The sequence below is a fragment of the Companilactobacillus bobalius genome (genome assembly GCF_009764355.1).
On record NZ_LNUA01000031.1, the window covers coordinates 126,507 to 150,666 of the forward strand.

General features: G+C 36.2%; 22 protein-coding genes. 14 read left to right on the forward strand and 8 right to left on the reverse strand.

Features of this window, described 5'->3' with window-relative positions; translation table 11 throughout:
• Positions 1-109 precede the first annotated feature (109 nt).
• The 6 genes from ATN92_RS05130 (at position 110) to ATN92_RS05155 (ending at position 9,164) form a co-directional block, all read left to right on the forward strand.
• Positions 110-5,755, forward strand: coding sequence for an adhesive domain-containing protein (locus ATN92_RS05130; protein WP_056953418.1), 5,646 nt, complete (start codon positions 110-112; stop codon positions 5,753-5,755).
• Between the two features lie 123 nt (positions 5,756-5,878).
• Complete coding sequence (locus ATN92_RS05135) at positions 5,879-6,082, forward strand: type II toxin-antitoxin system HicA family toxin (protein ID WP_025086359.1); 204 nt, start codon at positions 5,879-5,881, stop codon at positions 6,080-6,082.
• Positions 6,083-6,225: 143 nt separating this feature from the next.
• Complete coding sequence (locus tag ATN92_RS05140) at positions 6,226-6,663, forward strand: LytTR family DNA-binding domain-containing protein (RefSeq protein ID WP_056953420.1); 438 nt, start codon at positions 6,226-6,228, stop codon at positions 6,661-6,663.
• The gene (locus tag ATN92_RS05145) at positions 6,660-7,067 is read left to right on the forward strand and encodes a hypothetical protein (protein WP_056953422.1); all 408 of its coding nucleotides are present in this window, start codon (positions 6,660-6,662) and stop codon (positions 7,065-7,067) included. The genes ATN92_RS05140 and ATN92_RS05145 overlap by 4 nt, the downstream gene beginning before the upstream one ends.
• Positions 7,068-7,138: 71 nt before the next feature.
• Positions 7,139-8,560, forward strand: a complete 1,422-nt coding sequence (locus ATN92_RS05150) for an MFS transporter (protein WP_056953424.1) — start codon at positions 7,139-7,141, stop codon at positions 8,558-8,560.
• Between the two features lie 133 nt (positions 8,561-8,693).
• Positions 8,694-9,164, forward strand: coding sequence for a glutathione peroxidase (locus tag ATN92_RS05155; protein WP_056953426.1), 471 nt, complete (start codon positions 8,694-8,696; stop codon positions 9,162-9,164).
• Between the two features lie 18 nt (positions 9,165-9,182).
• Here ATN92_RS05155 and ATN92_RS05160 read toward each other — a convergent pair whose 3' ends face one another.
• Positions 9,183-9,329 (reverse strand): hypothetical protein, encoded by a 147-nt coding sequence (locus ATN92_RS05160; RefSeq protein WP_156638764.1) that lies wholly within the window; start codon positions 9,327-9,329, stop codon positions 9,183-9,185.
• Positions 9,330-9,547: 218 nt separating this feature from the next.
• Here ATN92_RS05160 and ATN92_RS05165 point away from each other — a divergent pair, with 218 nt between their 5' ends.
• Both ATN92_RS05165 and ATN92_RS05170 read left to right on the forward strand, forming a co-directional pair.
• Positions 9,548-10,606, forward strand: a complete 1,059-nt coding sequence (locus tag ATN92_RS05165; RefSeq protein WP_056953428.1) for an FtsX-like permease family protein — start codon at positions 9,548-9,550, stop codon at positions 10,604-10,606.
• Positions 10,607-10,610: 4 nt separating this feature from the next.
• A complete protein-coding gene (locus tag ATN92_RS05170) occupies positions 10,611-11,288 on the forward strand; it encodes an ABC transporter ATP-binding protein (RefSeq protein ID WP_056953430.1) in 678 nt (225 codons plus the stop codon).
• Positions 11,289-11,320: 32 nt separating this feature from the next.
• Here ATN92_RS05170 and ATN92_RS05175 read toward each other — a convergent pair whose 3' ends face one another.
• On the reverse strand, positions 11,321-11,662 hold the full coding sequence (locus ATN92_RS05175) for a winged helix-turn-helix transcriptional regulator (protein ID WP_056953432.1): 342 nt from the start codon (positions 11,660-11,662) through the stop codon (positions 11,321-11,323).
• A gap of 119 nt (positions 11,663-11,781) precedes the next feature.
• Here ATN92_RS05175 and ATN92_RS05180 point away from each other — a divergent pair, with 119 nt between their 5' ends.
• Positions 11,782-12,510, forward strand: coding sequence for an SDR family oxidoreductase (locus ATN92_RS05180; RefSeq protein ID WP_056953433.1), 729 nt, complete (start codon positions 11,782-11,784; stop codon positions 12,508-12,510).
• 39 nt (positions 12,511-12,549) lie between these two features.
• On the opposite strand, the gene ATN92_RS05185 is transcribed toward ATN92_RS05180, so the two are convergent.
• The gene (locus ATN92_RS05185; protein WP_056953435.1) at positions 12,550-12,969 is read right to left on the reverse strand and encodes a hypothetical protein; all 420 of its coding nucleotides are present in this window, start codon (positions 12,967-12,969) and stop codon (positions 12,550-12,552) included.
• On the reverse strand, positions 12,969-14,492 hold the full coding sequence (locus ATN92_RS05190) for a Y-family DNA polymerase (protein ID WP_056953437.1): 1,524 nt from the start codon (positions 14,490-14,492) through the stop codon (positions 12,969-12,971). The genes ATN92_RS05185 and ATN92_RS05190 overlap by 1 nt, the downstream gene beginning before the upstream one ends.
• Positions 14,493-14,699: 207 nt before the next feature.
• On the opposite strand from ATN92_RS05190, the gene ATN92_RS05195 reads away from it, so the two are divergent.
• The 4 genes from ATN92_RS05195 (at position 14,700) to ATN92_RS05210 (ending at position 17,900) form a co-directional block, all read left to right on the forward strand.
• Positions 14,700-16,172 (forward strand): MFS transporter, encoded by a 1,473-nt coding sequence (locus tag ATN92_RS05195; protein WP_056953439.1) that lies wholly within the window; start codon positions 14,700-14,702, stop codon positions 16,170-16,172.
• 59 nt (positions 16,173-16,231) lie between these two features.
• Entirely contained in the window at positions 16,232-16,843 is a 612-nt protein-coding gene (locus ATN92_RS05200; RefSeq protein ID WP_056953442.1) for a sugar O-acetyltransferase, read from the forward strand.
• 129 nt (positions 16,844-16,972) lie between these two features.
• Positions 16,973-17,527 carry a TetR/AcrR family transcriptional regulator gene (locus tag ATN92_RS05205; protein ID WP_056953444.1) on the forward strand — a complete coding sequence of 185 codons (555 nt, stop codon included), beginning with the start codon at positions 16,973-16,975 and terminating at the stop codon, positions 17,525-17,527.
• 112 nt (positions 17,528-17,639) lie between these two features.
• The gene (locus ATN92_RS05210; RefSeq protein ID WP_056953446.1) at positions 17,640-17,900 is read left to right on the forward strand and encodes a hypothetical protein; all 261 of its coding nucleotides are present in this window, start codon (positions 17,640-17,642) and stop codon (positions 17,898-17,900) included.
• 38 nt (positions 17,901-17,938) lie between these two features.
• Here ATN92_RS05210 and ATN92_RS05215 read toward each other — a convergent pair whose 3' ends face one another.
• The 4 genes from ATN92_RS05215 to ATN92_RS05230 form a co-directional block, all read right to left on the reverse strand.
• Positions 17,939-18,628, reverse strand: a complete 690-nt coding sequence (locus ATN92_RS05215; protein ID WP_056953448.1) for a M57 family metalloprotease — start codon at positions 18,626-18,628, stop codon at positions 17,939-17,941.
• Between the two features lie 480 nt (positions 18,629-19,108).
• Positions 19,109-20,434, reverse strand: a complete 1,326-nt coding sequence (locus tag ATN92_RS05220; RefSeq protein ID WP_056953450.1) for a glycosyltransferase family 2 protein — start codon at positions 20,432-20,434, stop codon at positions 19,109-19,111.
• 9 nt (positions 20,435-20,443) lie between these two features.
• Entirely contained in the window at positions 20,444-20,950 is a 507-nt protein-coding gene (locus ATN92_RS05225) for a hypothetical protein (protein ID WP_056953451.1), read from the reverse strand.
• Positions 20,928-21,761: an EAL domain-containing protein gene (locus ATN92_RS05230; protein WP_056953454.1), complete on the reverse strand. Its 834-nt coding sequence runs from the start codon at positions 21,759-21,761 to the stop codon at positions 20,928-20,930. The genes ATN92_RS05225 and ATN92_RS05230 overlap by 23 nt, the downstream gene beginning before the upstream one ends.
• Before the next feature lie 418 nt (positions 21,762-22,179).
• Between ATN92_RS05230 and ATN92_RS05235 the strand changes: the two genes are divergently transcribed.
• Positions 22,180-24,147 (forward strand): PTS sugar transporter subunit IIABC, encoded by a 1,968-nt coding sequence (locus tag ATN92_RS05235; RefSeq protein WP_056953456.1) that lies wholly within the window; start codon positions 22,180-22,182, stop codon positions 24,145-24,147.
• The last annotated feature ends 13 nt before the right edge of the window (positions 24,148-24,160 follow it).

The following is a 24,160-nucleotide window of genomic DNA, read 5'->3' on the forward strand; positions in this document are numbered from 1 at the left end:
AATATAAGAAAAATATTATAAAAATAATATGATATTTGTTTACAGGGATGTTTATAAATGCTAACCTAGTAATTGTTAAATAAATCACAAATATATTAGAGGTGAGAGTATGGCTATTAAAAAACAAAAAGCATTGAATGTAACACTATATACTTCGAGTGGAGTTCTATTATTAATGAACGCTAGCTCAGGAGTGGTGAGTGCAGCAGTAGAAAGCAATCATAAACAAGCTCAAGAAAGTACTATCATGCCGACGGCTGGTTTAGCCGATATTTCAGTTTTAGGTAATGCCAGCTTGGTTTCTACAACTGGAAATACCATGACACCTAATTCACAGGGAAACTATGATCTATCCTTGAAATATTCAGGGATGGGGTTAGCAAGTGTTGGAGTGGCTGATAAAAAGGTATTAGTTTATTCTTTGCCACCTGAATTACAAGGAAAGGTTGTGGGAGGAGCGACAGTTCAAATTGATGCTCAGTTATTGCCAATTGTACCTGCGGATGTTCCTGGAGTGGATCTTTTATTTGCAGCGGTAGAGGCAGCTGTTGATGTTTTTGCCGGGGCAGTTAAATTATTGGGCGTGGATGTTAGTGGTTTGCAAGATGCAATTGATGATTTAAAAGGATTAAAGGAATTAGGAAGCTATCATGATACCTTGCCAGGTATAGTTTCAGCCGATGGTAAAACTATTTCAGTCGATTTCACACAAGGATTAGGTAATTATGTTAATCAGGCATACTCATCACTTTTTAATGGTTTAGAAGATGCGGTCAATGGTATTAGTTCAAGTAATCCAGTTGTTAATACGGCCTTAACAGTGCTTAAACGTAGTACGACACCGCTCTTTGATTTAATTGATGAGATTGCCAATGGAAGTTCAACAATTTTAAGTTCTGCTTTAAATGCAAATATTCTGGGTCAAACTAGTGGTACTTTGACAACGACAGTTAGTGACCCTAATACAGCTACAACAACAGTGAGGGCATCAGTTATTAGTAATGCTGTTTTATCAGCCGATATCATTTCACTGATAGATCAAGAAGGACAACCAGTAACTTTGAATTTCCCTAACGATGCGGTTGATCCATTAGTTGATTATGAAGTGGCTTTACCAAGTCTTGATCCGGCTACTGAGGGAGAAACAACAATTAGCGGGTCGGTAGCGCTCAATGAACCGATTCCGGAGGGAACAACTTTTGCTGCAATTGCAACATTAGACGATGGGACTGAAATCAGCGGTAATGTTGATGCTAGTGGAAGTTTTGTAATTGAAACTGGAGTCTTACAAAAAGATCAGATCATTAGCGTAAAAATTAAGGCTACGAATGGTGCTTATACTAAAGATAGTGAAGCTGCATCCTTAACCGTTCAAGCAGGTCAGACAAGTGAGAATCCATTAGAAAACTATTCGGTAAGTGTTCCTACAGTATCGCTATCTTATGCAGGAGATACTTCTATAAAAGGTTCGGTAACCTTAAATCAACCAATTCCAGATGGTACAACATTTAATGCAACTGCTACTCTTAAAGATGGTACAGAAGTAAGTGGAGAGATTGATGAAAATGGTAATTTTACTTTAGATACAGGAATGTTGAACGAAGGTGATATTTTATCAGTCAAAATAGTGGCAACGAATGGAGAATACACTAAAGAAAGTTCATCAGTATCGGTAACTGTCCAAGCAACAATAGGAACTGAAAATCCGTTAGCTGATTATGACGTCGCTACACCAACGGTTGATTCAGCCTATGCAGGAGATACTTCTATAAAAGGTACAGTAGCTTTAAATCAACCAATCCCTGAGGGCACAACTTTTGAAGCTGTGGTTATTCAATCCGATGGAACTGAAGCCACAGGAATAGTAGCAGAAGATGGCAAGTTTGTAATTAATACCGGTGAATTAAAGGAGAAGGATAATTTATCTGTAAAGATTAGAGCTAAAAATGATGTCTATTCTAAGGATAGTGCTTCAACGGCAGTAACAGTTCAGCCACTTGAAATTACTAATCCGTTGGAAAACTATAATGTGTCTTCACCAGCTATTAACCCTGCTGTGGATGGTGATACATCAGTTGAAGGTTCAGTTGAACTTGAACAACCAATTCCAGAAGGTACAATTTTTGAAGCTGTTATAACGATGCCGGATGGAAGTGAGAAAAAAGCCGCAGTTGATGCAGATGGAAAATTCACGGTTGAAACAGGAGAGTTAAAAGAAGGAGATGCTATTACAGTTAAGGTGGTAGCAACTAATGGTGAGAATACGAAAGAAAGTTCTCCAGTATCAATAGTTGTTCAACCAGGGATTGAAGTGACGAATCCATTAAATGATTATGAAGTTTCGAAACCGGATGTCGATGTTCTGACTGAAGGAGATAAACAGATTAAAGGATCAGTTGATTTAGTACAACCTGTTCCGGAGAATACAACATTTGAAGCAGTAGCAATTTTAGCTGATGGAACTGAGAAAACAGGTTCTGTTGCTGCAAATGGTGATTTTACAATTGAAACCGGAATTTTGGAAAAAGATGCAATCCTATCTGTAAAGATCAGAGCTCATAATGACAATAACGTGAAAGATAGTATTTCTGTTTCAGTAGTGGTGCAGCCAGCCAAGGTAACAAATCCATTAGAAAATTATAATGTGATTTCGCCAGTAGTTAATCCTGTTACATCGGGTGATACGTCAGTTGGTGGTTCGGTTACACTGGAACGACCAATTCCAGAAGGTACAACGTTTGAAACCGTTATAACGATGCCAGATGGAAATGAGAAAAAAGCTATAGTTGATGTTGATGGTAATTTCACGGTTGAAACAGGGGAGCTAAAAGAAGGAGATGTTATTTCAGTTAAGGTTGTAGCAATTAATGGTGAGAATACAAAAGAAAGCTCACCTGTGATGATATCTGTACAACCAGAAATTACTGAGACTAATCCTTTGAGCAACTATGAAGTTTCAGTACCTTCAGTTGATACAGTTACCGAAGGAGATATGCAGGTTAAAGGATCAGTTGATCTAGTCCAGCCAATTCCGGAGGGTACGAGTTTCGAGACAGTTGTAACGTTGGTTGATGGAACTGAAAAGATGGGTACGGTTGATGAAAATGGTCAATTCACAGTTGAAACTGGTGCTTTGAAAAAGGATGAAATTCTTTCCGTTAAAGTGACAGCTAAGAACGGAGATTACTCTAAAGATAGTGCTTCTATTTCGGTAAACGTGCGGCCATCAGAAGCAACCAATCCTCTGGAAAATTACAATGTAGTTTCACCAGTAGTTAATCCAATTATATCGGGAGATACATCGGTTACTGGATCAGTAAACTTGTCACAACCAATTCCGGAAGGCACAACATTTGAAGCTATAGTTACACTTCCAGATGGTAGTGAGCTAAAAGGTCAAATTGATGAAACTGGTAACTTTGATATTAGTACTGGTGAATTGAAGGAAGGAGATACTGTTTCAGTTAAAATTGTTGCTCATAATGGCAATAATCAGAAGGACAGTAGTCCAGTATTAGTAATCGTTGGTCCAGCAATTGAAGCGGGGAATCCATTGGCAGACTATGACGTATCACAGCCCGTAGTTACTCCAGTCAAGGCGGATTCTACCTCTATCAATGGATCGGTAGAACTAGTACAACCAATTCCAGAAGGAACTTCATTCAAGGCAGTAGTGACACTAACAGATGGTAGCCAGAAGGTAGGCGTAGTTTCCGCGAATGGAAGTTTCACTGTAGAGACAGGTTCGTTAAACGAAGGTGATATTCTATCAGTTAAGATTACAGCCGAGAATGGCGAATATACAAAGGATGGAGCTTCAATTTCGGTAACTGTCGAGCCTACAAGTGAAGTAACCAATCCATTGGAAAACTATAATGTAGCTTCACCGACAGTTAATCCAATTGTATCTGGAGATACTTCTGTTAGTGGTTCAGTGGAAGTGACAAAGCCAATTCCAGAGGGAACTAGTTTTGAAGTGATAGTTACTTTACCAGATGGTACGGAAGTGAAGGGACAGATTGATGAGAATGGTAAATTTACTGTTGAAACTGGTGAATTGAAAGAAGGAGATACTGTTTCGGTTAAAGTCGTCGCTCATAACGGTAATGACCAAAAAGAAAGTAGCCCAATTTCAGTGACAGTAGGATCAAAAATCCCTGACACTAATCCATTAGCAAATTATATTGTTAATGCACCAATAGTTGATGAAGTATTAGAAGGTGCAACCACAATTAATGGTTCAGTGAATTTAACCCAACCAATTCCAGAGGGAACAACTTTTGAAGCTGTGGCAACTCTTGCTGATGGCACAGAAGTGAAAGGACGGGTTGATGAAAATGGTGATTTTAGTATTGAAACGATTGCCCTTAATACTGGGGAGATTATTTCAATTAGAATTACGGCGCAAAACGATGGCTATTTTAAGGACAGTGCATCAATCTCAGTAACCGTAGGTGAAAAAGAAGAAATCAACCCATTAGAAGACTATGAAGTAGCAACACCAGTGGTTGATAAGATTACAGATGGTGATATGAAAGTAAATGGTTCAGTTGTCTTGAATCAACCAATTCCAGAGGGAACAATATTTGAAGTAGTTGTAACTTTGTCTAATGGAATGCAAAGAAGCTTTATGTTGGCAGACGTACAACCATTTTCGAATAGCAATCCACATACGGGAAGTATTGATGAAAATGGACGATTCTCAATTGACACTGAAAAATGGAACAGCGGAGAATATGTAGACGTACAAATAATTGCGAGAAATACAAACTTTGAAAAATCTAGTCAGAAAGTTTCAGTACTCGTTGATTCTGGACTGCCATCAATCGATAACCCTCTGAATGATTATGAAGTTAGAGCACCATCCGTTGATTCGATTATTGATGGTGACACACAAGTGACAGGCTCGGTTGAATTTAATCAACCAGTTCCGGAAGGAACAGATTTTGAAGTAGTTGTCATCTTGTCTGATGGATCTGAGAGAACCGGTGCAATTGGTTCAGACGGTAAATTTACTGTAGAAACTGGTAAATTAAACAAAGATGATCAAGTAAGAGTTAAAGTGGTGGCTAAGAATGGTCAGTACTCTAAGAATAGTAATATTGTTCAAATAAACGTTGGTGCTAATGATACTGGCGGCAACACAGGTGGCGGCGACGGAAACAACAACAACGGCGGCAATACAGGTGGCGGTGACGGAAACAACAACAACGGCGGCAATACAGGTGGCGGCGACGGAAATAACAATAACGGCGGCAACACAGGTGGCGGCGACGGAAACAACAATAACGGCGGCAATACAGGTGGCGGCGACGGAAATAACAACAACGGCGGCAATACAGGTGGCGGCGACGGAAATAACAATAACGGCGGCAATACAGGTGGTGGCGACGGAAATAACAATAACGGCGGCAACACGGATGGTAATGCTGGTAACAATAGTAGTGGACAATCTGGTAATAGTGAGTTTGAAAGTTCAGTTGTATCTGGTGGTATTAATTCGAGTGGAGGATTACAAAATGAAAGTCTTTCAAATAGAAACGGTCTATCATCCAGTGGTCAAGTAATTGGTAACGGAAGTATTGTGAAATCTAACAATGCTGATGGTCAAAATGTGGCTGAAAAATCTAATAAAACTGGAATGTTACCGAAAGCTGGTGAAAAAACTGCAGGTATTATTTCAATTGGAGGTGCATTATTAGCATTGATTGTAGTTATGTTCAAAAAAGTATTTAAGAAAAGAGAGAATCAATAAAAATAGTTAATATAAAAGACACAAAGTCTAGTTGATGGCTTTGTGTTTTTTTGCGTTGTCGAGTCTATTATTTTTGAACTGGACTGATATTGTGTACAATGATATATGAGAGGGGGTAATAATATGGCAATGAAACCCCAGAAAATCGTGAAAATACTACGACAACATGGTTTTGTTAAAAAGTCGCAGAATGGATCGCACTTAAAAATGTATAATCCCGATACCAATGTGACGCTACCAGTGCCGATACATCATGATAAGGAGCTCGAACATGGAATTGAGAGCAAAATTTTGAAGCAGGCTGGTATTAAGGTTACCGATATCTAAATAAGGTTATGTAATGAACTTTTCATGGAAAGAGTCATTACATAGCCTTATTTTTGTATCGAAATTTAAATTAGTGTAACAAGTTAAAAAAGTGCTGACGAATCTAGATTTGGATGGTATTTTTTTAAACAGAGGAGGAGCCTATGAAAATTAATTATCAGCTAATCGATGATTATGCCACTGATGAAATTGGGATTCGCATGCATCCTAATAATCATGAACTGATTTCAACTATTGAAAAGAATTTAGAGACGAAACATTTAGAAGTAATTGATCCCCAAAATAGTCGACAGTCAAAATTGAGAATTGAAGATGTTCTTATCATTGAGGCCATGGATAATTTGTCCAAACTTTATACCACTGACAAAGACGTTTTTTATTTGAAAGGTAGATTGAAGGATTTAGAATATTTAACAAAATATGGAATTTTGAGAATAAGCAATTCAGTTATGATCAATTTAGATAAAATTGTTAGTTTTAAAAATGGAAAGTACGCGCGCTTAGAAGTTTACACTGACAATGGAGAGAGTTTTGTTGTCAGTCGACACTTTAGTAAAAAAATTCGGGAGTATTTAAGATGATTAAACAATATAAGAATCGCTTTATTCAAGGAACTCTACTGACAATTATTTGGATTGTTTTTCTAACTGGATTTACAAGGCAAACAATGGAGGTAACTTTTTTTTGGAACATTTTGCTTATTTCGGTTAGTTTGAGTTTGATATTTGGTGTTATTTATCCGTATATTTGGAATTACAGTACTTGGATTGCGCCAATAAGTATTATTCTGTCTTCGGTAATAAATTTTTTGACGGGTTATTTTGTTTTATATCTTTATTCAAAAATTCTTTTTCATCTAACGTTGCCATATTGGTTGGTAATTCTATGTGTAACGATACTTCTTCATGTAATATTCTTTTATTTTTATAGAAAATATCAAAATGAAAAGATGGCACGGGAATTGAATCAATTACGTCAACGTTAATGCTTTGGTTGCCAACGACATTAAAAAAAGTCTACTATTAATAGTGTATTTTTAGTGAGAGAGGCTTAATTATGAAAAGCAAACATAATATTTTGACACTGTTTGCGACCAGTTTTATGTCGTTCATGCAATTGCTTGATGCCAGTATCGTTAATGTAGCGATACCTAGTTTAACTAAAGATTTGCATGTACCAATGAATCGGGCCGAATGGATTGTGTCAGTCTATCTGATTATGATTTGTATGCTATTGTTGTTCTGGGGAAGAATGGCTGATCAAATCGGATACATTAAAATTTTTCAAACGGGGACTATTTTCTTCACGATTGGTTCATTAATATGTGCGATGAGTCCATCGTTATACATATTGTTATTTGGGCGAATTGTTCAAGGACTTGGAGCCAGTATGAGTATGGCAACTAATATTGGTATTATCGCAATGATTTTTCCAATGAGTCAGCGTGGCCGGGCCTATGGTATCAACAGTATCATTGCCCAATTAGGAAATATCTCAGGACCTGGTTTAGGCGGATTAGTACTAAGTGTTTTATCTTGGCACTGGATTTTCATTATCAATATTCCAATTGGAATTATTGTTTATATCTATGGTCGTTTTATGTTTCCTAGAGAGAATCGTAGAGTTAAAAAAGTATCTTACGATTGGATTGGTCTAATAACCTATGCCGTTGCAATAGCCACTTTCTTTGTCAGTATTTTTATGGGACAGGATATTGGTTTCGGCAATCGAGCCGTTATACTGACCTTTATGGTTAGTTTGATATTCTGGATTGGTTTCTTCTATGCTGAGAAGCATATTAAATCACCGTTGATCAATTTCAAGATTTTTAAGATATCTCGTTTAACTTTGAGCCTAGTTAGTGCCTTGATAGTCTTTTCAATTGGGTATTATGCCAACGTTATAATGCCGTTTTACTTAACCAATTTTAGATCATTAAGTACTTCATTGACTGGATTAATTATGATGGCAATACCATTTGCTAACGTAATTGCTGCACCAATTGCCGGTTATTTTACGGACAAATATAACGCCGCTAGTGTCTCGATTGTTAACTTGTTTATCTATGCTATTCCTATTGTATTTTTGATGCAGGTTTCAAAAACAGATAGCTTAATAGTCTTTACGTTCATGTTGCTATTTCTTGGAATTGGTAACGGTGGGTTTCAAAATAATCCAATGATTATGGGGTATGCACCTCAGGCTTATCAGGGAATTGCTGGTAGTTTAGCCGCCTTATTTAGAAATCTTGGTATGGGTATTGGCGTCAGTATGGCGACGACTAGCCTTTATTATGGTATGAGTTTGAAAGCTAATAAGCAGATAGCTTATTATCCAACGGCTCATCCAAATTGGTTTTTAAGTGGTATGCATTTTGCTTATTTAACAGCATTAGTATTGCTAATTATTGCAATTGTTTTAGTTTATATGATTCATCGAATTGATAAGCATAACGCCGTTACAAGAAAATACCGATAACTAAGTTAGAAATCATTATTACAAAAGAATCTCGAAAGTAACAATTCGAATAAATCAATTGCTAACTTTGTCTCACTAGCTTCCTTTCTAGTATAATGTAGTGAAAATAGAGAGTAAGAAAGGCGGTAGGGCAATGGAACCAATTTATAATTTTAAGGAAACTGAGATGAATGGTGGGATTATTAATTTCAGAGATTATCAAGGTAAGGTTCTGTTAATCGTTAATACCGCAAGCAAATGTGGCTTAGCACCGCAACTTGAATCCATTGAAAAACTTTATAATAAGTATCGAGCTCAAGGTCTTGAAGTTTTAGGTCTGCCTTCTAATCAATTCCATCAAGAACTTGATAGTGATGAAGAGACAAGCGATTTTTGTCAGATGCATTACGGAGTGACTTTCCCTATGACTCGCAAAGTAATTGTGAATGGCCTGGATGAAGATCCACTATTCACTTATTTAAAAGATCAATCAGGGAAGGGTCGAATTAAGTGGAACTTTACTAAGTTCTTGATTGATAAAGAGGGCAACCTGTTGAAACGTTTTGCACCAATTACAAAACCTGAAAAAATGGAAAACTTGATTATAGATGCTCTAAAAAAATAGATCTCACAACTGTGAGGTCTATTTCTTTTCCTTTGTGAAATCCAACATGTATTCAACTGCTTCATCTAAGGATTTTAGGTGATGTTTTTGACGAATTTCTTCTAACTTTTTTTGTGATTGTTCACTTAATTTTGAAACAGAAAGCTTCTTCTCTGGTTTACTCATTGTCTAATTACCTTTCTAATGGAAGTGCTTTAACTAATAATTCTAATATAGAGGCATGTTTTAAGGCAAATAAGTTGTTTTATTTACAAATTAAATAAATTGTGTTAAAAAACTTGTAGTGGTAGGCTTGCTTCAACGTAGTTCTATAAATAGATGGGATATATTTATATTGCAATTTCGTTTATCAAACGTTAATTAAGTGAAATGGTGGTGAGAATATGTTTTTAGCGATAAAGGAAATTCTTCACAATAAAACAAGATATTTCTTAGTTGTTTTCACAGTCTTTCTGATCAGTTATATGGTTTTTTTCCTAACTAGTTTAGCTGTAGGTTTGGCAAGGGGAAATAGAACGGCAGTAGATCAATGGAATGCTGAATCAGTAGTCGTTTCCAGCTATTCTAATAAGAGTTTGACAGTATCAAATATTCCTGAAGGATCTTATAAGGAATATGAGAGTAAGGATGTGGTACCACTTGGTCAGATGACTGTTGTTACAAAGCTCAAAAATTCAGACAAAAAGATCAATACCAATATTTTCGGTGTAAACTGGAATAGTTTTATTAGCCCTAAGTTGATAGCTGGTCGGATGCCGAAGAATGGTAAAGAAGTCATTGCTGATTCGAAACTAGGTAATGACAATATTAAGCTCAATTCAGAGGTAAAGATCAATGGTAGTAAGGATCTCTACAAAGTTGTTGGGTTGACTGAGGATAACAGTTTCTTCACAGTACCGATTATCTTTACCAATATGAATACCTTTAGGACTTTGAAATATGGATCAGATCAAGCAAAGAATATCAGTGCTTTGGTTGTCCGTGATAAGACTAAAATCAAAAAATCTGGATTGTCACAAATTACGATTCCTGATTTGATCAATCATATTCCAGGGTATACGGCCCAAATCATGGTCTTTGCCTTTATGATAGGAGCAATGATTATCATTACTTTCTTGATCATTGGAATTTTCATGTACATCATAACGATTCAAAAGATCAGTCTTTACGGTGTCATGAGAGCTCAAGGAATCAGAACAGCCAGAATCATAGCGGCGTTATTCTATCAGATTTTGATTTTAACGGCACTTGGGGCTGGCTTAGCTCTAGTGGCAATTGCGGCAACTCAATTGGGATTACCGAAGACAGTACCATTCTACAGTAATTGGCCGGCATATGGCTTATTGACCTTGGCAATTATGATCATGGCGCTATTGGGTGGAACCTTATCAATGCGCAAAGTTCTAAAAGTCGATCCATTATCAGCTATCGAAGGGGGTTAAACTTATGCATTTAATTGAAGTTAAAGATGTAGTTAAACAATACGGTTCAGGTCGAACTTTAGTCGAAGCATTACATAAAACTAATTTTACCCTCGATGAAGGTGAGTTCAACGCTATTATTGGACCATCTGGTTCAGGTAAAACGACGTTATTGACCATTTTAGGACTATTACAAACACCAACCTCTGGTGAAATCTATGTCGGTGGAAAAGATGTTACTAAGTTAAGTGCCAAGAAAAAAACAGATTTACGGTTTAATAAATTTGGCTTCATCTTACAGGCATCCAACTTGATTCCGTTTTTGACAGTTAAAGAACAATTCAAATTAGTTGATAAGTTTACTCCGGATAATAAGGAAAAAATGAATCAAGCCGATCTATTGAAGATGTTGGACCTGACTGATGTAGCGACCAATTATCCTAGTAACTTATCTGGTGGTGAACGCCAACGTGCCGCAATTGCCAGAGCTTTATATAATAATCCTGACGTGATTTTAGCGGATGAACCAACAGCTAGTTTGGATTCAGAAAGAGCCAACCAAGTGGTAAGCTTATTAGCCAAAATTGCTCATGAATATCATCGTGGTGTGATTATGATTACCCATGATACACGTTTGTTAACACCGACGGATCGGGTATTTGTTATGCGAGACGGTACCTTAACAGAACAGAAAAAAGAATAAAAAAATCCTCAACCGATTTGGTTGAGGATTTTTTACTCGTCACACAGGGAACGTTCAATTAAATTGTGATTAACATGAGTATCACCCCAAGTACAGATGGCATCCAAGATAGGAATCAAAGATTTTCCATTTTCACTTAGTCGATATTCAACATGTGGTTCAGCAGTTTCAAAGTCGTGTCTGATAATAAGCCCGTCAGCTTCTAATTCACGTAGTTGATTGGCCAATGTTTTATGTGAAACATTTTGAATATGTCGTTGTAATTCACCAAAGCGACCCTGACCAGTTTCGGCTAATTCATAGAGAATGATGATTTTCCATTTTCCTTGAATCATTTGCATGGTGGCATCAAACTCGTTTAAATATTTTGCCATAAGTTTTCCTCTTAGTTTTCCACAGCTAGTAACCTGAAAGTGCGTACTTGTTGTTCATAATACCTGCCATTATACTTTAAAGCGTTGAAAAAATCTTTTTAAGTATTGAGGATATAAATATGAAAAAATTAGTTGTAATAACAGGTGCAAGTTCAGGTTTTGGTGCTGAAATTGCTAAAATTTTTAATGCTGATGGATTTCCATTGCTACTGTTAGGACGTAGGATGGAAAAACTTCAAGAGGTAGCTACAGGTATGGAAAATGTCATGCTTGATTCGGTTGATGTTACTGATTATAAGCAATTTGAAAAGGCTATTCGCAAGGCTGAAACTAAATATGGTAAAACTGACCTTTTGGTTAATAATGCCGGTGTTATGCTGTTAGGAAATGTTCAGAATCAAAATCCACAAGAATGGCAAACGATGTTGGATACCAATGTTATGGGTGTTTTGAACGGTACGCAAATTGTTTTAAATGATATGTGTGAACGTGAACACGGGACAATTTTAAATATGTCATCAATTGCTGGTAAGAAAACATTTGTTAATCATGCTGCTTATGTGGCTTCTAAGTTTGGTGTTCATGGATTGTCTGAAACTGTTCGTGAAGAAAATTCTGCTAAAAATGTTCGTATCATGATGGTGGCTCCGGGTGCTGCCGAAACAGAATTGTTAACGCATGTGACAAGTAAATCAGCATTGAGGGATTATGCTGCTTGGGAAGAAACTATGGGCGGCGTAGTGCTTGATCCTAAGCGCGTTGCTGAAACGGTCAAGTTTATGTATGATATGCCTCAAGAAGTTAATATTCGTGAAGTCGATATTGCGGCCACACGTCAAGATTCATAGAGTAAAAAAAGTCTCGATTGTAATAGTCGAGGCTTTTTACTACACTAATTTAATGGCACGAATATTGACGATGACAATAGAAGTTTCATCGAAAGTTACTCGTCCTTTTTGTGGTTCAATCTTTTTAAGATATCCTTTGAGATGTTCGTAATAACCGGACTTGTCGTTGAAGTAATTCACATCCACTTTTAAAGGGTGTGTTTCTAAATAGTTTAATTGTTGTGTAATGCATTTTTCCTCAGCCGCTGTGGAATACTTTTTTCGAGTATAATCTTTAGTTTTATCTTTAATGAGACTACTGAAACCTTCTAAGGCTCCAAAAGGGGCGAATTGCGCAGCACGATCGATTTGTTCCATTGGTAAATGACGTTTAGAAGAAGTGTAGGGTAAGTCCATAATGTCTTGATATGCAGAGGTGTCATTAAATATTTGTTGTTCAATTAATTTCTTTTCGTCCATTATGCGTGATGACCACCAATCTGATTGTTTCTTTCAATCGTAGTTGAACCTTCTACTAAATCGGAAGCTTTCAAGACAATGTTGCGACTGCCAAATTTCCTTTGTAAATCGAGAATAGTTTCCTGAATTTTACGATCACGATTACGTTCAATTTGAGAATGTTGATCCTGGATAATTTCCTGTGATGTATTGGAAAATAAATCAGTCTGTTTAAAAGTTATTTGTTGCTGGGCTAATTTTTCGTCAGTTAAATTATTGGCGGTGAGGGTGACACGTCGAATTAACAATTTACTGTTGATATTGTCTTCATAAAGTTTTTTGAAAGTCTGTCGTAGCTCGTTAGATGAAGAGGTGAAGGCAGACATTTTAACGTGATTGTGATCCGGTTTAGGAGTTTTGCGACCATAGTAATCATCAACTAATTCGCCATTAAAGCTGTTGTCGATCTGCAAACTTTTAATATCGTAGTCAACGATTAGACCAATACAATTAGTTACTAACTTCTTTTGAACCAAATCGAGAGCTAGATTATCGCTCATGCCACGAACAATTTTTAAGCCATCATCATAAGAGGTTGGTTTCATTAGAACTTGACTGGAATAGAGTCCGTGATTGTCAGACCGATAGTTTTTAATATCGGCAAGTGTAGCCGTTTCATGCCCCCAAGCATGATCAATCAATAGTTCAGCGTTCTTTCCAAATTCATGATAGAGAATTTCTTCATTCATATCGTCGGACAAGCTTCCTAAAGAGCAGCAGGCAATATCTCCCATTGTGTTCAAGCCTAGTTTCTCTAGACGCTTAGAGTAGCCACGACCAATACGCCAAAAATCAGTTAGAGGTTGATGAGCCCAAAGTAATTGACGATATTGATGTTCATTCATTTGTGCAATCCGGACGCCATCTTGATCAGCAGGGATGTGTTTAGCAACGATATCCATCGCTACTTTAGCTAAATAGAGATTAGTTCCGATGCCGGCTGTAGCCGTGATACCAGTTTCAGCTTGAATCTGCTGGATAATAGTTTTGGCTAAAGTGTGAGCGGTAATATTATGTTTTTCTAAATAATCAGTAACGTCCATTAGAACTTCATCGATTGAGTAGACGTGAATATTTTTGGCCTCGATAAAACGTAAATAAATACCGTAAATTTCAGCACTTTTATACATGTAAAAGTTCATTCTCGGTTTAACTACTTTATAGCCAATTTTGAGGGTTGGTGATTTCAATAAGTGTTGGCGGTCGATGGAAGAATATCTGGTTAAACGGTGATGGGGAGCACTATTCATCTTTTCCCGGTTTAGCTTGTAGACGATTCTTTCAACTTGAAATAGTCTAGGACGTCCTGGTACACCAAACTTCTTGAGTGCTGGAGAGACTGCTAAGCAGATAGTTTTGTCAGTTCGTGAGTTGTCAGCAACGACTAGATTATCATTTAAAGGATTTAAATCATGTGCGATGCATTCGACCGAAGCATAGAAAGATTTCAAATCGATTGCCATATAAGTTCTTTCTTTAGTCATTGCTAAACTCCTTTTTAAAAATGTACAAACATACGTTCTTTTTAAAATTATACCATTACAATTTGTACGTTTAAATGATTAAGTCTATAATTGAAAGATAGATAATTATTTTCAGTAAATATCATATTTATACGCTGTAGAAATAAGACATTGCACTCTGTGTGGGTCTTATTTTTTATGGAATTTGTAGGGGAAAGAAGTAAGGATATGAGTAGGAATAGAAAAATTCTGGTTACGTTCGCATTAGTTTTGTCGAACATGATGGCTGGACTCGACGCAACTATTATTAATACCGCCTTGCCAGCAATTATTAGTGATTTGCATGGTATTCAATATATGGGCTGGATCGTTGCTATTTTCCTTTTGGGGATGGCCGTTTCGACACCGTTATGGAGTAAATTTGGTGAGAAACGTGGAAACAAAGTTGCTTACATCACAGCAACGATTGTCTTCATGATCGGAGCGCTATTCCAAGGATTAGCTCCTAATATTATTTGGTTCATTACCGCTAGAAGTATTATGGGAATTGGTGCCGGAGGGATGAACACGATTCCTTTCATTATCTATTCACAAATTTTTAAGAATATTAAACGTCGTTCGCAAGTTATCGGAATTGCCTCGGCTGGTTTCAGTGGAACATCAATTATTGGTCCTTTAATTGGTGGTTGGATCGTTGATACCTTCAGCTGGCATTGGGTGTTCTATATTAACTTACCTTTGGCATTGCTTTCTATCATCATTATCGCTTTCTTCTTTAAAATCAAAGAGAAGCTCAATCATGCTAAAGTTGATTATCATGGGGCCATCTTGATGGTTTTAGGATTATCTTCAATCTTAGTAGGTATTCAATTGTTAGGTGTTTCCTCAATCTTTGTCACACTAGGGTTTATCATCGTGGGACTACTATTGATATTGTGGATGTCACGAGTTGAGAATCGGGTTGACGATCCTATCGTACCTAATCGCTTGTTTAAAAATGAGAAACTAGTAATCGATTTGATTTTGTTTGCTTTATTGTGGGGATCGTTCGTAGCCTTCAATATCTATATTCCAATGTGGGCACAAGGAATTATGGGCTTGAGCGCTCTAATAGGTGGTATGACGCAGATTCCCGGAGCAATCGCTAACTTCATTGGTTCCGAGTTAGAACCTCTGATTCAGCGAAAAATTAGTCGTTATTCGATCATAGGTATCGGGGCAATTGCTTTCTTGATCTCGTTTGCTGGATTGTATTTTGCAAAACAAACTGCCAGTTATACTTTTCTATTGATCATGGGCGTTTTTGAAGGATTTGGTGTAGGTATTTGTTTCAATGCTTTATTGATTGCTGTTCAATTTGATGTTGAACCACGAGATGTACCAATCTCAACGTCATTTGCCTATTTAGTTAGAATCTTGAGCCAAACTTTCATGTCTTCAATCTATGGAGTTATTTTGAATATTGCTTTGATGCGTGGAGTTAGAGAAAGTCACGGTAGTATTACAATGGCAATGATGAACAAGTTGAGTAATGCTGCTGATGCCAAATACTTACCACAACATTTGATTCCTGAAATGAGACAAATCTTTTTTCAAGGAATTCACAGTATTATGCTAACAGCACTCATTTTGATTATCTTAGTTATCATTATTCTGTTGTATCTCTTCAGACGTGAACATTTGAATCGCAAGGCTTCATAAAATATGAAGTCTTTTTTTGTTATAATCACAGTAATCGCTTACAAATAAGAGGAGATAAAATGACAAATATAGAACGTATGCAACGAGGGAAAGTTTATAATCCAGATGAACCAGAGTTAATGCAGCAACAAATTATTGCTCAAGAAAAAAATGATGCTTACAATGCTTTAAAGAGAAGTGATTTCAAAGGTCGTACGCAGTTGTTAAAAGAGATGTTTGCGGAAATGGGGACAGATTGTATGATTGAAATTCCATTTTACGCTAATTGGGGTGGGCAACATGTTCACTTTGGCAATGGCGTTTATGCTAATTTCAATTTGACGTTAGTTGATGATGGGGATATTTTTGTGGGAGATAATACAATGTTTGGTCCTAATGCGACAATTGCAACGGCAGGGCATCCAGTTTATCCACCTTTACGATCAGAGAAGCATTATCAATTTAATAAATCTGTCTATATTGGTAAGAATGCTTGGTTAGGTGCAAATGTGACGGTCCTACCTGGTGTGACGATTGGTGATAATACCGTAGTTGGTGCAGGTAGTGTGGTCACGAAAGATTTGCCGGCCAATGTTGTAGCAGTGGGGACACCATGCAAAGTATTGAGGCCGATTGGGCAGCATGATCACGATTATTTTTATAAGAATGAAAAACTCGATATCTGGAGTTAAAGATATTTTTGTAATCTTTATAATTTTGTCATTGAAAAGATAGTGGTTATTAATTGTAGAATTTATTAAAGCTAACTAGAATTAAATTTGATTATTAGATATATTGTAATTATAAGCAGGAGGCAAATTTTGACCGTACATACTTTGTCAAAAGAAAAGATTGTTGCAGCGGCGGTTCAAATTATAAATAATCAAGAATCCTTAACTTTTACTAGGTTAAGTAAGCTGTTGGGAACACGTTCGCAGGCTATCTATAATTATTTTCCCGATGTAATGGCGATTAAGACCGCTGTAGCGATTGATTTTTATAATCAATTGTCACAAAGATTAGAAGTAGATCTTTTAGGATTGTCTGGCAAACAAGCAATAAAGACCTTTGCAAATGTCAGTGTTCAATTTTCTTTGAGTCATTTTTTAGTAGTTCAAAAAGTTTTAAGTATTCCTGCAAATGAGGATTATGATAAAACTTCAAATAATGGTCTACCTGCAGTTCTTAAAATATTAAATAAATTATTGGATTCTCTCATTGAGGACCAAAAATTACAACTAATAATTTCTAGAATGTTACGTAATTTAATTATTGGAGAAATTATTCACATAGGAAATGATCGATTTAATGATAAGCTTGTAGCGGCGCGTGATAGCTTTGATAAAATGTTGAACATAACGTTACTTTCACTTTAAAAGCACAGTAAATTATGCATGTAGTCTTACATATACAATGTATTTTTAGTGCTGTGCATTTTTTGATATTTTAATTATGTTAGAAAAAAATATCGTTGTGGAGGGAGTGCAAATGCGCAGCAAATTAAATTATGATATGTTACATCCAACGTATAAAGCTTTATACGACATAGTTGGAGAAGATAACTTATTGAAGATATATGAGCTATTTAGGGGGACGCAGTTACAATTGCCTATGAAAATGTACGATCGGGTCGCTTTAAAAGAAGCCATTCGTACAGGTAAGTTAGATGATATGACGAACCAAGAAATATCTTTAGAATTCGGTTATTCACCACGTTGGATCAAAGGTATTAGAGAAAAAAGAGCATAAAAAAATTCCACTAATTCAAAATAAATTAGTGGAATTTTTTATTGATTATAAATATTTTCTAATCCTTCGATGTCTCCTTTGGATAAGGTTGTGACACCTTGATCAATAGGGTACATGACTGAATTAGTATCTGAACTGTGGGCTAAACCTAGAGCATGTCCTAGTTCATGCAGAGCGACTGACTCTTTAATAGATAGATTGGGGTAATCTAGATTTAAACCGGCTTGACCAGTATTAATTGCATAGTGATTGATTACTAATGCTGATGGACCACCATTTCCTAATTCAACAGTATTAGAAGCAATATTTTCTATTTTCTTATGGTAAACAAAAAAGGTAATACTGTTTTTGTTAGTTTCAGCACTTCCTGGAATTAGTTGAACAATACCGGTGTCGTTATATGCGTTGACGGCGGTAGTGAAGACATCACGGACTGATTGAGGAACGTTCTTCTTGAAATGAAAGTAATATGTATCAGAAGTTGTCACATTTTTTAAAGGACTTTCCATAGGAGTAGTGGTTTTACCAACTTGTTTATTATCAGTAGTTTTAGTTTTTCCGCTTAATTTGCGGTTGACAGATGCTTGTAATGAATATAGGTAGGGTTGAAGCTTAATGTTAGTTTCACGTACTTGTTCTTTAACTTGTGTCATCAGTTTAGGATTCTTAGTAATTACTAATACGACTGAGGCTAAGATCAATAGCCATATCCATGATTTTCTTTTCATATTGAGTAAGTACTCCTTTAGAATCATTGAAATATCTCAATTATGATAAATGTTTCATGACTAAAAGTCCAATATTGGCTCTTCTAACCCGTCTTCCGTAAAAGTTGAAAATGCTGGTGGAACGCTGTGGGCACGGCTTGAAGCTAATTATTTCACACTCCGTGCAAAATAATGGATCTTCAAGTCCGGCCTCATTGTAACCGGCAAAGCCGCTAACAATGATCTCACAGCTGACCGCATTTTCAACTTTTACTCCAGACTAAATAGCGTTTCGACTATTTTATCCGAAATAAGTAATTTGATAATATTCTGTTTTTAAATTAAAGAGGTGTTCATATCAGCCGGATTTTGACGATTAGTATGAACACCTCTTTTAGTGATAATCTGGTGAAATAGTCTAGCCTGACAAGGCAAGATATATAACTATTTCGTTGATATACAAATCTAATTTAAATAGTAATCCTTTCTAGTATTAAAGAGTTACTTATTTTGTAAACTTTTCCGTTTAGGGCTGACCCAGGTTCCAGATCCGAAACCTAGAATAGTTTTCATAGCTGGAATGAAGGTCATAACGACGGTAATGGGATTAACCATCCAATAGAAAAGAATATATAGTGGTGCAAACAGAACGTATTTCATTTTTGCTGCATGGTGGTCGAGTAACAGTGCAGTAATGAGTTGTAATAGACCAGCTAATATTTCGAAACTGACAAAAATGAAAGAAATTGCAAAGGCATGGAAAATTCGTTCATAGTTTCCGTGGATGGCAAACCAAATCATTAAGAAGATAAACGCAAAGGAGGTTATAACGAAGAAGAATGACCAAATAATCGACAAGGTTGAATCTAAAAACATCGACATTTGATAACGTCTCTTAATAGGATGGAAAATAAATTTTTTCAAATTAGTTAACCAAACTTCTGTGCCGCCTTGAGCCCAACGTTTGCGTTGTTTGTAGAGATCACGGATTGTTTCTGGAACGTTCATATGGAAGACAATATTAGGGGCAAATCTTGGAACGGCACCAATAGTTTGATGATCCCAAGCAATACTGATATCTTCAGTAGCACGATTTTGACGGAAGCCACCGACATCGATTAGAAAGTCCTTCTTATATAGAGTATTGGCGCCACTGTAGGCGTACATGGAATCATTGATCGAACTTTGACTTCTTTTGATGACGCCGACAATACTGGAAAATTCAACTGTCTGTGATTTTCCCAAAAGAGATGACCGATTTTGAACGTCCATATTGGCAGTAACTGCAGAGGTGTTCATATCTTGTGCATGAATGAAAAAATTCATATATTTCATCAATGCATCTGGTTCAGGAATGGTGTCAGCGTCGTTACTTAAAATATATTCACCCTTAGCAAAGTGCATGCCGATATTGAAGGCGTGCGCTTTACCTTTGTTTTTGATGATATTGATTGTACGTAAACGAGGATACTTTTCCTGAAGACGTTGAATGATCTCTGCCGTTGTATCGGTGGAACCATCGTTCATAACTAAAACTTCGTAATTACTGTAATTCAAATTTTCAAAAAGGTAAGTAATGGTCTCTTCAATCATAACTTCTTCATTGTGAGCTGGAATCATGATAGTTATCATTGGTTGCTTATTAGGTGGAATAGCTTTCCAAGTGTTGTCTTCCTTATCTGTTTTGATAAAACGATAGGACATCGCTCCAAAGAACCATAAAAACGAACCAGTAATAGGATAGAGGCAAAGGATTAAAAGACAAATATTGAGAATCGTACCTAAAGTGGTTGATTCAAATAAATGATCGATGAATATGTTATGCATGCTGTTCTCCTAGTCTAAGTCATTGATATGATATTCATCATATAATTTGTGTATTTCATCAGTATCAAGGTTCTGTTCAGGTTGGACGTTGTATGTTCGGACATTTTCTCGAAATTCTTTATTGCCAAAACGTTTATCGATGAAAGTGTCAATCGTGTTTTCACGCTTTTTTTGATTGATAGGATTGAAAGTGGGCCATTGTTGAACAAGACGTTGACGTTTCCGATTTTGGATAATAGTCATACTGATGGAAAAGATACCTGACATAACGAAAGCAAAAAGGAGAATGATGCCAATGAATTTAATCTCTAAGATACCTTCATGATATGACCAAATATGGGGGACTCTGGGATTAAAACTGGCCCAAAAGGAGGTTATCGTTATAACGATTGGGATAATAACCGCTAACCAGCCGATTAAGCTCATTAGAGTTTGACGGATTTTTAATAACCAATGACCCTTTTCAAAGTATTCATCAGTATATAATTGTTGTTTATTTTCTTGTTTTTTCGACATCAGTCTTTACTCGCAATTTCTTAGGATTTTCAGGATGACCAAAGAGGTATCCTTGTCGAGTTTTAATTTTTAAAAATTTAGCCAGATCCTCATCAGCTTGATTTTCAATTCCCATTAAAATTAGTTCAATATTATTTTCTTTAGAAATCTTATTCCATGATTGTAAATTCAAATCTAACCAAGTATTAGGATCTTCTTTTCGAAAGTTACGCATGGAACATTTTATAGTATCAACGAAAGGCAACATCCATTCAATTTGACGAAGGCTTTTCATTTCAGAACCCACATTATCGATACTAAATTCCATACCGTATTTTTTTGCATCTTTAATACGACTCTCAAATAAGTAACGATTGATATATTTAGGACCATACGCAGAAGTATATTCAATAGAAAGTTGCATGGGATCAATTTTAGAAATGGCCCAACGAACAAAGTATTGAAAATCTGAACTAATAATCTGATTGTATTCAAGATTGATTGAAAGCCGAATTTTTTCAGTTGGTAAAGATTTAAAAGTGTCCTCTAAAAGAAAAACGATTCGTTGTAAAGGTAAGGAATCTAATTGTTTAGGAAGAGTCCATGATCCGTCAGAATTTTGTTGACGTAAAAGACACTCATAACCGATGGTCCTTTCATTATGATCGACTTGTTTTTGAATAAAATATCTTAAATTGAAGTCCTTATTTTCTAAATAATTGTTGTTCGTCTTTCTAGATCTCCAATAGTAAATGACAATTATGATAATAAAAATGATTAGGGTTATTAACGTAAAACGTAATAGAATCATTTCTAAAAAGGCTAAATCCATTCTAGTGCTCCTTATTCCTGTATTTAGGACATAAACTATGCAATTATACCTCGTGGAATAGGCCTTTTATATGTAAAATGACATACATAAATTACTCTAATCATGCGTAGTGAAACCCAAGGGACGTGTGGATTTAATATTTACGATTATTAAATCGAAATTATGATATACAGTGTGACATGGATAATATTATTGTTTTTTATCTGCTGGATGTACCAATAAGAAATAAATGTCGATATGATTCAATCTGACAAGTAAAGATGTAAATTGACCAATGGAATATAGAATTAGAATCTTAAATATATATTCGATATTAACTTTGAAATTTATTCGCATAAATATTGACTATTGAATTATCGCTTTATATAATGTAAGCGTACTCAAATAATGGAATTATTTTTCAGAAGGACTGAATGTTATGAATAATCAAACATTAGTTTCATTAGCAGCTCCTGTTGACGGAAGATTGATAAAGCTCTCTCAAGTAAAGGATCCTGTCTTTTCTCAAGGATTGATGGGACAGGGATTCGCTATTGAACCGGTAAATGGTAATATTGTTTCGCCAGTTACTGGAACAGTTACGCTTGTTTCTGAAACTAAACATGCTTTCGGTATTAAGACCCAAGATGGTGTAGACGTTTTAATTCATTTGGGAATTGATACTGTAGAGCTAAAGGGTGAACCATTCTCTGTTTTAATTAGTCAGGGCGACCAGATCGAGGCTGGGCAAGCTGTTGTTAAAATGGATTTGAAGATGATTGAAGATGCTGGTAAACAAAAAACAGTTATTTTAGCAATCACTAATAGTAATGATATTTTAAAGCAATTGATGACCAGCAAATTCGATCAAGATGTCAAATCTGGTACAACAGTAGCTGTTGCTTCTATTGAGGCAGTTGCTACAAAGAAAAAAATTAAAATTGGTAATGGTAAATATGATCAACTTGCAGCTGATATTGTGGAAAATGTTGGTGGAACGGAAAATATTAATAGTTTAATCCACTGTATAACTAGACTACGTTTTTATTTGAAGGATGATACTAAAGCAAATGATCAAAAGATTGAGAATATGGATGGTGTCATCAGTGTAGCTAAGGCTGGTGGTCAATATCAGGTTGTTATCGGACAAGCCGTTACAGATGTCTATGACGCCGTTATAGCACAGATTGGATCAGAATATGCTAATAATTCAGCAACTGCGGAAGCTGTAGCCCAAACGACTAAAGAAGCCAACCAGCCTAAAGATTTGTGGTCAAATGTTAAAAGTGGGATCAGTAATTTCATTGGCGTCTTAACAGCATCAATGATTCCCATTATTGGAATCCTAGCAGGTTCTGGTATTCTAAAAGGAATTCTGGCAGCATTAACAGGATTCAAAGTGCTATCTACGACTAGTGGTACTTATGTTATTTTGAATGCAGTTGGCGATGCAACTTTTTATTTTTTGCCAGTTGTTTTAGGATTTACAGCAGCTAAAAAGTTAGGTTCAGATCCAATTGTCCTAGCCATTGTCGGTGGAATTATAATTTATCCTAGTCTTGTCACTATGGCGGGAAAGGCCAGTACAGCCAGCACAACATTCTTAGGAATTCCAACAACCTTAGTTTCTTACACTTCATCGGTTTTCCCAATTATCGTGGCTGCTTGGTTAGGTAAGTATGTAGAAAAATTTTTGAAGAAAATCATTCCACTTTATCTTAGAAGTGTCTTTGTTCCAATCATTGAAGCTTTAATTTTAAGTTTAGTAATTATCATTGGTGTCGGACCAATTATCACTGTTTTGAGCAAAGGTCTCTCAAATGGACTAGTGGCTATTTACAGTTTCAGTCCTACACTTTCAGGATTGGTTTTGGGTGGTGTCTATCAAACAATGGTTATCTTTGGACTTCATTGGGGGCTTATTCCTATTATCATCAACGATATTGCTACAAATGGTCACAGTTACATCAATGCCATCGTTTCAATTACAATGGTTGCTCAAGGGGGAGCTGTTCTAGCTGTCTTCTTGAAGACTAAGGATAAGAAACTCAAGGAAGTTTCCTTGGCTGCTGCGATATCAGCATTTTGTGGTGTAACTGAACCGGCTCTATATGGTGTCAATTTGAAATATAAACGAATCTTTGTAGTTGCAAGTATCGCCAGTGCCTTAGGTGGCGCTTTGACTGGATTCTTGAAAGTTAATAACTATGCCTTATCGGGCTCCTTAATCGGATTCCCGGCCTTTATCACACCAGGTGTTGGTATCGGTAGTAATTTTTATGGATATTTGATTTCGCATTATGGTACGCTTGTAATCTCAGTCGTATTAGTTTATCTATTTGGTTTTACCGACAAAATGTTGGCAAAGAAAGCCGATCCGATGAATTTGAATGTAAAAATGGCTTAATAAGTTAAGGAAG

Coding starts and splice junctions, on each gene's coding strand:
- ATN92_RS05130 (WP_056953418.1), top strand. CDS start 110: ATGGCTATTAAAAAACAAAAAGCATTGAATGTAACACTATATACTTCG.
- ATN92_RS05135 (WP_025086359.1), top strand. CDS start 5,879: ATGGCAATGAAACCCCAGAAAATCGTGAAAATACTACGACAACATGGT.
- ATN92_RS05140 (WP_056953420.1), top strand. CDS start 6,226: ATGAAAATTAATTATCAGCTAATCGATGATTATGCCACTGATGAAATT.
- ATN92_RS05145 (WP_056953422.1), top strand. CDS start 6,660: ATGATTAAACAATATAAGAATCGCTTTATTCAAGGAACTCTACTGACA.
- ATN92_RS05150 (WP_056953424.1), top strand. CDS start 7,139: ATGAAAAGCAAACATAATATTTTGACACTGTTTGCGACCAGTTTTATG.
- ATN92_RS05155 (WP_056953426.1), top strand. CDS start 8,694: ATGGAACCAATTTATAATTTTAAGGAAACTGAGATGAATGGTGGGATT.
- ATN92_RS05160 (WP_156638764.1), bottom strand. CDS start 9,329: ATGAGTAAACCAGAGAAGAAGCTTTCTGTTTCAAAATTAAGTGAACAA.
- ATN92_RS05165 (WP_056953428.1), top strand. CDS start 9,548: ATGTTTTTAGCGATAAAGGAAATTCTTCACAATAAAACAAGATATTTC.
- ATN92_RS05170 (WP_056953430.1), top strand. CDS start 10,611: ATGCATTTAATTGAAGTTAAAGATGTAGTTAAACAATACGGTTCAGGT.
- ATN92_RS05175 (WP_056953432.1), bottom strand. CDS start 11,662: ATGGCAAAATATTTAAACGAGTTTGATGCCACCATGCAAATGATTCAA.
- ATN92_RS05180 (WP_056953433.1), top strand. CDS start 11,782: ATGAAAAAATTAGTTGTAATAACAGGTGCAAGTTCAGGTTTTGGTGCT.
- ATN92_RS05185 (WP_056953435.1), bottom strand. CDS start 12,969: ATGGACGAAAAGAAATTAATTGAACAACAAATATTTAATGACACCTCT.
- ATN92_RS05190 (WP_056953437.1), bottom strand. CDS start 14,492: ATGACTAAAGAAAGAACTTATATGGCAATCGATTTGAAATCTTTCTAT.
- ATN92_RS05195 (WP_056953439.1), top strand. CDS start 14,700: ATGAGTAGGAATAGAAAAATTCTGGTTACGTTCGCATTAGTTTTGTCG.
- ATN92_RS05200 (WP_056953442.1), top strand. CDS start 16,232: ATGACAAATATAGAACGTATGCAACGAGGGAAAGTTTATAATCCAGAT.
- ATN92_RS05210 (WP_056953446.1), top strand. CDS start 17,640: ATGCGCAGCAAATTAAATTATGATATGTTACATCCAACGTATAAAGCT.
- ATN92_RS05215 (WP_056953448.1), bottom strand. CDS start 18,628: ATGAAAAGAAAATCATGGATATGGCTATTGATCTTAGCCTCAGTCGTA.
- ATN92_RS05220 (WP_056953450.1), bottom strand. CDS start 20,434: ATGCATAACATATTCATCGATCATTTATTTGAATCAACCACTTTAGGT.
- ATN92_RS05225 (WP_056953451.1), bottom strand. CDS start 20,950: ATGTCGAAAAAACAAGAAAATAAACAACAATTATATACTGATGAATAC.
- ATN92_RS05230 (WP_056953454.1), bottom strand. CDS start 21,761: ATGGATTTAGCCTTTTTAGAAATGATTCTATTACGTTTTACGTTAATA.
- ATN92_RS05235 (WP_056953456.1), top strand. CDS start 22,180: ATGAATAATCAAACATTAGTTTCATTAGCAGCTCCTGTTGACGGAAGA.